Source organism: Aeromonas sp. SCS5, from assembly GCF_001887375.1.
Taxonomy (GTDB): Bacteria; Pseudomonadota; Gammaproteobacteria; order Enterobacterales; family Aeromonadaceae; genus Aeromonas; species Aeromonas jandaei.
Window position 1 is genome coordinate 62472 of the sequence record NZ_LFCS01000017.1, and the last position, 9822, is coordinate 72293.

Genomic DNA, 9822 nt, shown 5'->3' on the forward strand with positions numbered 1-9822 from the left:
TATGGCCCCTTGTTTTATCCGCAATCCGGCGTCTCTATCCGCCTCAGCGATCCCGGTTCAGGGCGATGAGTTTGTCGAGCACCACCTCACCATCAGCCCGCAAGCCGTTGTGCTCATACTCGTTGGTGATCCAGGCGCGGCTGCTACCCAGACCCCGCAGGGTCTCGCGACTGTAGTCAAACTCCACGTACATATCCTCGGCATAGACGGCGCAGGCCACCGGCACCTTGTTGCGGGCCAGCTGGGCCGGGTCATAGAGCGGCCCCCAATCCGCCTTGTTGGCCAAAAGATGGGCAGCCTCTTTCAGGGGCAGCAACTCGCGGAACTGCTCGAACATCCAGGGGAAGATCATCTCGCCAGTGAAGGCAAAATCCTTGCCGGGTGCCCAGTTCAGTTCGGGAAGTTCCTCTCTGACCCGGGCGGCGGCCCAGCGAGTCGCCTCTCCTTCGGCATAGATGGCCTCGTGCAGGATGGCGAACAGCGGATTGGTATTGAATGGCTGCATGCTCTGCACCTGATAGAGAAATGCCGGGCTCAGCTTGTCGCCGATAAAGGCCTCTTCCAGCAGATAGTAAAGCTCCTCGAAAGCTCCCGTGGCACCCAAATCCAGCCCCTGCTGCTGGAACTGCTCCACCGTCAGGCGCTGACCATTGGGCAGCCGCACATCGTGCTGGTGCAGATGGTTGGCCAGCCGGTTGGCGATGGGCTGGGCATGGGGGAAGCGGGCAAAGAAGGCGCGATTCTTGTCGGCCACCCGCTGGTAGGTGGCGCGGTAGACCTCCTCTGCGCTACGGCCAATCGGCGCGATGCCACCGGTGATATAGACCTCCCGCAGACTGTCGGGGAAGAGCGAGAGGTAGGTCAGGCAGCAGAAGCCGCCAAAGCTCTGACCCAGCAGGCTCCAGCGATGGTTGGGGCTCAGCTCCAGCCGGATAAACTCGGCGTCCCGCACTATGTTGTCGGCGCGAAAGTGGCTGAGATAGTGCGCCTGCTCGGCCGGGGTCATTTTGGCCAGTGAATGACTGTGGATGGGGCTCGACATGCCGGTGCCCCGCTGATCGAGCAGTACCACCCGAAACTCCTCAAGCGCCCGCTTGAGCCAACCACTGTTAGCGCTTGGGCGCGGCGCCCCGAAACCTGGGCCGCCCTGCAAAAAGAGCAGCCAGGGGAGCTTGTCATCAAGCCGATCCTTGCGGCACAAAGTGCGAGCAAAGAGGGTCAGGCTCTCGCCATCGGGATCGTCGTGATCGAGTGGAACGGTAAAAAAGTGCGGCTCGCAGTGAACGCCGTCCAGTACGTAGTGCAGTGGGCTGCTCATCTTGACTCTCTCCATGTCGAGGTCGGAATAGGCTCAGCCCCATCTTAGCCCTGCTCGCCAGCCGGGTCATGCCGCTTTTTGCGAATGTGGAGGCTGGTTCAAAGGGTGCAAAAAAGAGGATTGAACCGCGTTGTCAAGGAGGTGATTGCTTGCTGAATTATTCTCCTGGCCGGGAGATTGACGCCATGCCCCCATTCAACAAAGATGGCGAACCTGCGCAGGAGTGCAGGGATTCAGGCCGACAAAATGGATAAGGGAACGTGATGAAACCGAAGTGGATCAGGGCCGGAAAAAGAGAGAAAAAGCCATGCCCTGGCAGCATGTTGCAGACCGGCATGTTGCTGTTCAGTGCCACCTGTGGCGCGACACTCTTTTTAGCCGCGTGCAACGGCAACTAGAAATGAAAAAAGCCCGCTCGATTGAGCGGGCTTTTCGAATTTGGCTCCTCCTACTGGACTTGAACCAGTGACATACGGATTAACAGTCCGCCGTTCTACCGACTGAACTAAGGAGGAATTGTGGTGCCCAGAGACGGAATCGAACCGCCGACACGGGGATTTTCAATCCCCTGCTCTACCGACTGAGCTATCTGGGCAACGGCGCGCATTAAACCCTTTCCGGCGCACGGTGTCAACCACGCTGGCACGATAAAAAGTTCGTTCGCTCAACAACTGAACGTAACGGGTGGTTATTGGCCGTTTCAGGGCAAAAAACGGGCTCGCCACACCACTCTCCTGTGCCATTCATCACCAAACAGCGGGAAATCAGCGCTTCTGCAGGTTTGCCGCATTGAGCCGGATGCGCTGTGCGAGTATGCTTTGCCGCAACGATACCGCCTGGAGGCAACATGAGTCTGAATATGCAAGAGTGGCGTGAAGAGACCACAGAGATCGTCAACGAGCTGCTGGCCGACGGCAGCAACCCTGACGCGGATTACGACATTGAACACCACTTCGCCTGCCAGGATTTCGACCGTCTGGAAAAAGCAGCGGTTGACCTGTTCAAGGCCGGTTTCGAAGTGACCGATGCCGAAGAGATGGAGCTGGATGACGGCGCCACCATCTTCTGCTTCGATGCCACCATCGAGTGCAAGCTGAATGTCGAAGCCATCGTGGCCGATATCGCCAAAATGCTGCCCATCCTCGAAAAATACGGGGTGGACTACGATGGCTGGGGCACCTACTTCCAGGATTGATCCTGCCCCATCGCCAAACAACAAGGCCACCGCGAGGTGGCCTTGTTGTTTCTGGCACAAAGTCAGTCCAGATAGCTGGCGGCGAACTCCAGCGGCGGCAGCGGCCGGCTGAAGAGGTAGCCCTGCAGACGATCGCAACCGGCATCGGTCAGCCACTGCTGCTGCTCCGGCGTTTCCACCCCCTCGGCCGTGATGCGGATCCCGAGTTCATGGCCCAGCCCGATGACGGAACGCACGATGGCGGTCGTCGCCGTGTTGCTGGCAAGCCCCTGGGTAAAACTGCGATCCAGCTTGAGGGTCGCGACCTTGAGCCGCGGCAGATAGGCCAGCGAGCAGTAGCCGGTGCCAAAGTCATCGATGGCCAGCTGGAAGCCGGCAGCGATCAGGTTGTCGAGGTTGGTCTCTATCTGGTCGGCATTCTCCATCAGGACCCCTTCGGTGATCTCCAGCTCCAGCTGACTGGCCTTGAGCCCGTGGCGGACGATACAACCCTGTACCAGCTCACACAGGGCCGGATCACGAAATTGCAGCGGCGAGAGGTTGATGGAGAGCATCATCTCCGGGCAAGCCGCCTGCCACTGCGCCAGCTGGGCACAACCCTGCTCCAGCATCAGCTGACCAAGCTGGCCGATCACCCCCATCTCTTCTGCCAGCGGAATGAACTCGTCAGGGGAGATCATCCCCAGCTCGGGATGAGGCCAGCGGCAGAGCAGCTCGGCGCCATGCAACCGGAGCGTTCTGCTGCAGACGATGGGTTGATAGACCGCAACCAGTTGGGCCGACTTGATGGCCAGTGGCAACTGGGCCGCAATGAGCTGACGCCGTTTGAGCTTGGCATGGAGCTCAGGATCGAACAGGGTGGTGTAGTGCTGCTGCCGCTTGCCCTGCGCCAGTGCCGCCTCCGCATGGCTGAGCAGCCGTTCGGCATCATTGGCCTTGCCCTGAGCCAGCCCGAGGAAAACCGGGATCTGGATGCGGTGCTCTTCCACCTGATAGTGCTCCATCAGCTGCTGCTGCAACTGCTGGCTCCACCCTTGCAACGGCTCGCCGAGCTCGGGCAGCAGCAGGCTGAAGTCATCAGCCGCCACCCGGCACAGCAGCGAACGCGGCGGCGCCAACTGCTGCAGCCGCTTGGCTACCTGACTGAGCAGGCGATCGGCAATCCGGATCCCGAAGCGATCGTTGATCTCGCGAAAATGGTGCAGGTCGACCAGCACCAGCGTGGCGTTGCGGCCACCCAGATGGCGGCTGGTCTGCAGAAAGCGGGAGAGCTTGAGCAAGCCGGTCAGGCTGTCGTAGTGCTGCTCCTGCTGCAGCTGGGCCTGAGTGGTACGCAGCCCCGTGATATCGCGACCCAGCGTCAGCACACCGAGGGAGTGGCCATCACCATCGGACACATCCACCCGGGTGATCTCCATATGCCGCCCCTTGCCACTGGCGTCCAGCAGGCAACACTCTCCCTGATCCATCCCTTGCGGCGCAGAGAGTCGATAGGGGATCTGGTGGCCCAGCACCTCCTCGGCCCGCTGCCCGATAAAGTCGAGAAACGCCTGATTGCACTCAAGCAGCACGCCGTTATGGTCATCGAAGCGGATAATATCGGGGATCGCATCCAGCAAAAACCGCTGCAATACCTGCTGGTTCTTGACCGTCTGTTCGAGGTTTTTCCGTTGCGCAATCTCGTTGACCACGCCAAACACGGCATAAGGCTCGCCCTGCTGGTCATAGAGCGGCACCTTGTGGATCTCCATCCAGCTGGTGTTGCCGCCGCTGTTGCAGTGGAGCTGCTGGTAAAGCAGCGGCTCCCCCTTCGCCAGCAGTTGCCTGTCCTCCTCGCCAAAGATGTCTCCCCACGGCATCTGCGCATTCGTCTTGCCGACCACCTCGGCAGGCGAGATATAGCCTGCCTCGCTGGCAAACATGCGGTTGGCAAAGAGGTAGCGCCCATGCTTATCCCGACAGAAGATACTCATTGGCAGATGGTCGATGATCTGCTGCAGCAGATCCGGGGTGAGCATGTTGTTCACAGGGGCGCTTATGGAGGAATTTCGAGCAAATCTATGATAGCAAACCGATTTTGTAAAGCGACCTGACTGGCACAATAACACGCTCGATGCAGGATGCTTGCTGACAGAGATTGTCGCTCCGGAGATAATAGGCGCCGGTTGGCCAATGGCCGGATGAAATGGACGAGAGAAAGAAGATGAAAAAGATTATGGGAGGCGCTCTGGCGCTGCTGCTGGTCGGTTGTGCCGGTGACAACAATGGTGGTGAAGAGTACCGCTACAACCCGCCGATTGCCAAGGCGACCAACAATACCCAGGAGATGGCGATCCCGGTTGACCTGGTATGGGCCCGTGCCGAGAAGTGGTTCACCGATCACGGCCTCAACATCGAAAACAGTCAGCGCGGTTCCGGCCTGATGACCGCCAACGTCGAGCACTCTGCCGACGGTCTGGAGTGGCTGGATTGCGGTACTATGGGCTCCAAAGTAGCACTGGGTAACCCCAACCTGCAGATCAACCTGATCATCACCCAGAGCGGCAACAGCAGCGTGGCGACCGTCAACGTCAAGGGCAACACCGAGCTGTTCTTCGTTGAGTCCTCAGGCGAGCGCGTACCGGCCCCCTCCATCAAGCCGGTCTGTGTCTCCCGCGGCACCCTGGAGCAAAGCCTGTTCGCCACCCTCGGCAACTGATTTTTCTTCACTTCAAAATAAAAAAGCGGCAGATTTCTCTGCCGCTTTTTATTGCGTAGCCGTTAGTGCTTACGGCTTATCAATATCGAGCATGTGATTATTCAACATGTAATCGATCACCTGATTGGACGTGGTCGCCGAACCGCCCGTCAGACTGTCGAAGGTGTGGTTCATCAACACGATCTCCTGGGTAACAGAGGCCGTGCTGCTCTCCTTGACCTGCAAGTGCACCCCTTCGTTATCCTGGAACACCGAGAGCAGGCTCTTCAGATCGTTCTGGTTGTGAGAACCATCGTGATCCAGCAGATCGCGCAGATCCAGCTTGTCGCCTTCCGAAAGATTGACACTGCCTGACCCCTTGTTGAAGTCCATGATGTAATCCTTGGTCAGAGAGCCGGATACGGTATCCCCCTTGTTCCAGACAAAAGTATCTGCACCGCCGTCACCACGCATCACATCGTTGCCGAGCCCGCCGATCAGGATATCGTTCCCCAGACCGCCACGCAGCGCATCGTTGTGACTGCCGCCATCGATATAGTCGTCACCGGTACCACCAAACAGGATGTCGGAACCTGACTGCCCGTAGATCTTGTCATTGCCGCTACCACCATTGACCACATCCGCTTGCCGGCTACTGACATCAACACTCAGCAACAGACCGTCGCCATCGAGCATGGCATCAGTGCCAGAGAAGCTGCCTGTCATGATGTGGTGAGCCTTGAGCTGATCGACCGTCAGTTGCAACGAATCGTCAGTACCAAACCCATCAGCCCCGGTTTTGCCTGCATAGATCACATCGTTGCCGCTGCCGGTTTCGATATGGTCATTGCCGGCACCGCTGCTGACGATCTGGTCGGCACTTCCCTTGTTATAGCTGGTACCGCTATGTATATGGTCGGTGCCGCCGTTACTGGTAATGACTTCACCCAGCAGATTACCGCCGAAGGAAACATCCATGCGGTCAGGATTAGTCGCTCTCTCGCCATTGCGCACCACGATAGAGTCGTTGAGGTCGGTACCATCGACCGTCAGCGGCAGATGAACCGGTACCCCGTTGCTGTCCACCGGGTTGACGCTGATGGTCAGAGTACTGTTGGTGGTGTCGCCATCACCATCGCGTACGCTGTAGCTGAACACCTCGCGCGCATCGGCCGGGATTTGGCTGCCATTCTTGGTGACCTGATAGGTATAGGCACCGTTGGCCAAAATGGTCAGTACCCCGTACAGACCAACTACCTGGATACCCGCACCATTGGTATAGGTGGTCGAGCTGCTGCCGACTCCGTAGCCAATGACACTCAGACCACCATCAGCACCGGCAAGATCGTTGGTCAGCACATTACCGGTGGTCTGTGGCAACTGATAACCAGACCCTTCCACCAACTTGACGATCAGATCGAAGCTGTTGCTGGCATTCTCTTTGGTGTAAATAGTCTTCACCACGTTGCCACCCGCATCGCGGAAACCCAGTACCTCCAGCGTGTATGCCTTACCTTCAAAGTTGAAGGTAGCTGTCGTATTACCGATCGAGATGATGTCATCACCATTCCCCCATTTGTCATTGGGGGTTTCGTTATGATTGAAATTCACAACAAGTTTTATTGGTGTGACCCGTCCCAATGCATCAGTTACGGAGAAAGTAACCTCCATCGTTGCTGCACTGATAGCATCGTTATAAATCGGGTTATTGTAATGAGTGAATGTGCCCAGTTTGATCTCTTCATTGATCGGAATTGCGCCATTCAATGCCGCATCATTGTCCAGGAAGCCGTAGCCAGACGGATTACTACCCCCACCCCAACGAATCTGATCTTTACCTGGGTTAACATCATCAGAGTCACTGACTTTGACATACGAACCACCACTCCAATTTACCCAGTTAGCATCAACCCCCGAAACTTGGAATGAATCAACAACCACGTTAACTTTGGCATCATCGACCACAGCAACCGGCACATCATCACGCACGGCGACATCGAAAGAGCCGCTCGCAGTGTCGGAACCAGCTTTGCTCACCTCATAATTCACCGTGAGACGCAGCTCATCCTGACTGCTCAATACGCTGCTTTGACCATCCACAAGGTGGCTGAGCGGCTTGATCAGGGTGAAGGTATAGCTCGGTGGATTCGAGTTGTTGTCTACCGTTACGGTAAAGGCCACATTGGCCGGGTTGGTTCCAAAGTAACCTTTGAGACCCGCACCATCCTGCACCACATTCACGGGTTGGCCATCAATGCCGGTAATGCCGCTCAAGCCGGTGATGCTGACCAGCTTGAGCTGAACGCCGGATACATTGCTACCATTGCCATCAGTAACCTGCAGCGATTGGGTTACCGAGAGCGGGCCGCTGGTCGGCGCCCCGACAGGCTCGGGCAAACCGGCGTTGCCACCAGACAAACCATCCTCATCGACCAGACCGCCACCGAGCCGCACCGAGAGATCATTGTCGACTATGGTGCCGGTACCGGAAACGCCACCCACCGAGATCGCCAGCGTTTCGGTGAACTCGGGCAACGTGTCGTTTACCGTATTCAGCGATACAGTGAAACTCGATACTCCGGCAGGCACGGTTATCTTGCCGGTGGTGCTGTTGTAGGTCACCCCGTTGGTAAACTGCAAAGCTCCCCAATCAGCACTGCTGGCAGCATGAGCACCGCTGCCAGCAATTGAGAGGCTGTACTCGGTCGCCACATTGGTCGCTCCGCTCAGGGTGACAACATGTTGCAAAGCCCCCCCTTCAGTCACACTGGCATTCGATACCCCCATTACATCGGGGCGAACCAGCGGATTGACCGCAAAGCTGCCTTGCGAGCCATCACCGTCGCGATCGTAGGCTTTGAATGCAAAGTCAATGTCACCGTCAGCAGGGCGCTGCATCTCGGCATACTGGAAGAACTCCCATTTACCTGTTGCAGGCGTGAACTCCATCTTGAAGATCAGACTGCCATTGCTGTCCTTGCCAAGCAGGGTATTAGCCCCATCGGCGGTGATCGCGATAGCCAGACCGACGACTGTCTTGAGGCCGGATTCGACCGTACCGGTGACCAGTTCGAAACGTCCTTTGCCATCAGCGCCCCACTGCGGATCGAGCGTGCCCGAACCATAGGCAATCGCCTGCGGGGTAGAGGAACCAAGGAACTCGATAGACTTGACAGTAAAGTCACTGTTGTCACCCCAGCTGGCCGACTTGCCGTTATCGGTCGCCTTGATCACCATGGTGTCAAAACCGCCCTGCTGAACCTGGAAGTTGGCAGCATAATCACCATTGGCAGCATTCGAGCTGAATGTCTGTGTTGCAACCAGTTTACCGTCGCGCCAGAACTCGACCACACCGCTCTCGAGTTCTCCACCATAGATCTTGCTGAACTCAATCTTGGCACCATATGCCACAGTGCCCGCATCCAGCTTGATCACCAACTCCTCGGATACACTCGAACCATCCGCAAATTTGCGGAAATCGATCTCATTATCAATGTTGTGATAAGGCGCGCTCGTGCTCTTGACGCCTAGCCCGTCAACGGAGGCATTGACCTTGGCATCAACGAGCCTAGAGGAAGTCGAAGACTCGAACCCCCGTGCTGTGATAGTGAATTTGCCCGCATCAATGCTGCCGCTATCCCCGACATACCCGGTCAGGCTGAACTTGCCGGTCAACACATCCGGGATGCTGGTTTTCACCAGAGAGACGGCCGTCATGTCCCCAGCGATTGGCGCGTCATCCTCAACAGTAATAGGCAGCGAACCGACCGTAGTGCTCTGTCCATCAGAAACAGAAACTCCGACGTTGAAACTCAGCGTGTCCTCGGCACCAGTCACCGGATGATCGAGTGCTCCTTTCAGAGTAACGTCATATCCCCAATCTCCTTTGGTACTTCCTGCAGGCGCAGTCAGTTTGACATCAAGCACCGCCTTATAGTCCGCACCACCCAAGGTACCGGTATACCCGGTCAACACTTTGCCTGATACATCCCAGTTCCACTTCACATCCAGACCGCCGGACTTGAGTCCGGATGGACCAGAGAGGCTGACCGTCAAGCTACTGCTATCGACATCCCCCACGGTAATAGTGCCGCTGGCGACGGTCGCATTGGTGGAATCTGTATTACCTGCGTTATCAGGCAACCCGTTGACCAGCCCCTCTTCGGACACCACCGCAGGTTTATTGATCACCACGGTAGGGGGAGCATCGTTGTCCACAATGACGGTCTCAGCACTACCTTTTCCATTTACTATCGAAATAGCTTCAAATGCTGAATTGATCTTCACACCACTGATAGTGACAGCAAGCTTTTCATCTATCTCATAAATGGTGTCGTTTACTGTAGTAACAGTAAATTCGGCTTTGCCGTTTGCACCGATGGTCACGCTGGCCGGACGACCGCTGGTGTCGCCATCATTGGCCGCCGCCCCGCTCCATGCCAAATTCAGGGTCACCAGTTTGCCTGCCGGCAGTGTCACGGCATTGCCGTCCTTGTCCACCAGGCTCACGGTGTATTTGAGCGCGCCACCTTCCAGCACCCTGAATTGATCCACCTCGATCTGGGCATACACGGTGTCTTCCGCTCCCGGTAGCGTCTCGTCGGTGATGGTGGTGGTCACCGCACCCGGCAG

5 protein-coding genes and 2 tRNA genes are annotated in these 9822 nt (G+C 57.1%); 2 read left to right on the plus strand and 5 right to left on the minus strand.

The window, feature by feature from the left end; all coding sequences use genetic code 11:
- Positions 1–43: 43 nt before the first annotated feature.
- The 3 genes from BS300_RS19200 to BS300_RS19210 form a co-directional block, all read right to left on the minus strand.
- Positions 44–1318 carry an alpha/beta fold hydrolase gene (locus tag BS300_RS19200; RefSeq protein WP_071914688.1) on the minus strand — a complete coding sequence of 425 codons (1275 nt, stop codon included), beginning with the start codon at positions 1316–1318 and terminating at the stop codon, positions 44–46.
- Positions 1319–1757: 439 nt separating this feature from the next.
- Positions 1758–1833: transfer RNA gene (locus BS300_RS19205), tRNA-Asn, on the minus strand.
- Between the two features lie 4 nt (positions 1834–1837).
- Positions 1838–1913: transfer RNA gene (locus tag BS300_RS19210), tRNA-Phe, on the minus strand.
- A gap of 264 nt (positions 1914–2177) precedes the next feature.
- Between BS300_RS19210 and rraB the strand changes: the two genes are divergently transcribed.
- On the plus strand, positions 2178–2513 hold the full coding sequence (gene rraB / locus BS300_RS19215) for a ribonuclease E inhibitor RraB (protein ID WP_033114697.1): 336 nt from the start codon (positions 2178–2180) through the stop codon (positions 2511–2513).
- A gap of 62 nt (positions 2514–2575) precedes the next feature.
- On the opposite strand, the gene BS300_RS19220 is transcribed toward rraB, so the two are convergent.
- On the minus strand, positions 2576–4540 hold the full coding sequence (locus BS300_RS19220; protein WP_071914691.1) for an EAL domain-containing protein: 1965 nt from the start codon (positions 4538–4540) through the stop codon (positions 2576–2578).
- Between the two features lie 176 nt (positions 4541–4716).
- Here BS300_RS19220 and BS300_RS19225 point away from each other — a divergent pair, with 176 nt between their 5' ends.
- Entirely contained in the window at positions 4717–5211 is a 495-nt protein-coding gene (locus tag BS300_RS19225) for a hypothetical protein (protein ID WP_033114575.1), read from the plus strand.
- A 69-nt stretch (positions 5212–5280) separates the two neighbouring features.
- On the opposite strand, the gene BS300_RS19230 is transcribed toward BS300_RS19225, so the two are convergent.
- The gene (locus tag BS300_RS19230; protein WP_204378247.1) at positions 5281–9810 is read right to left on the minus strand and encodes a choice-of-anchor K domain-containing protein; all 4530 of its coding nucleotides are present in this window, start codon (positions 9808–9810) and stop codon (positions 5281–5283) included.
- Positions 9811–9822 lie beyond the last annotated feature (12 nt).